Annotated in this window: 1 protein-coding gene; it reads left to right on the forward strand. The window is 64.1% G+C overall.

From position 1 onward, the window contains the following. Positions 1-768 (forward strand): YDG domain-containing protein (locus tag K0F85_RS28310; protein ID WP_257638218.1); only part of this gene is annotated, 768 nt, incomplete at both ends.

Genomic DNA, 768 nt, shown 5'->3' on the forward strand with positions numbered 1-768 from the left:
ATTGTCCGGTGGCGCCCTGAGCGGCCTGGTGGCGGGCGAAAGCCTGGGCATCGGTGGCCAGAGCGCGGCGTTTGCCGACAAGAACGCGGCCGATGGCAAAGTCGTAACGGTGACGGGCACAAGCCTGGTCGACACCATCACCGGTCTGGCCAGCAACTACACGGTCAGCAATCCAACCGGCTTGACGGCCAGTATTGCTGCCAAGGCCTTGACGGTGACGGGCCAGCTGGCCGGTAATAAAGTCTACGACGGCAATGCACAAGCCAGCCTGTCCGGTGGGGTGTTGAACGGCCTGGTGGCCAGTGAAAGCCTGGGCTTTGGCGGCCAGAGCGCCGTGTTCAGCGACAAGAACGCGGCCAATGGCAAAGCCGTGACGGTGACGGGCACAAGCCTGGTCGACACCATCACCGGCCTGGCCAGCAACTACACGGTCAGCGACCCGACCGGCTTGACGGCCAGTATTACGGCCAAGGCCTTGACGGTGGCTGGCCAAGTGGCCGGTAATAAAGTCTACGATGGCAATGCACAAGCCAGCCTGTCCGGCGGCGCCTTGAGCGGCCTGGTGGCAGGTGAGGCATTGGACATTGCGGGTCAAACTGCGGTGTTCAGCGACAAGAACGCGGCCGATGGCAAAGCCGTGACGGTGACGGGCACGAGCCTCGTTGATACCGCCACCGGCCTGGCCAGCAATTACACGGTCAGCAATCCGACCGGCTTGACGGCCAGCATCACGGCCAAGGCCTTGACGGTGACCGGCCAGCTGGCCGG

Source organism: Janthinobacterium sp. UMAB-56, from assembly GCF_900095265.1.
Taxonomy (GTDB): Bacteria; Pseudomonadota; Gammaproteobacteria; order Burkholderiales; family Burkholderiaceae_D; genus Janthinobacterium.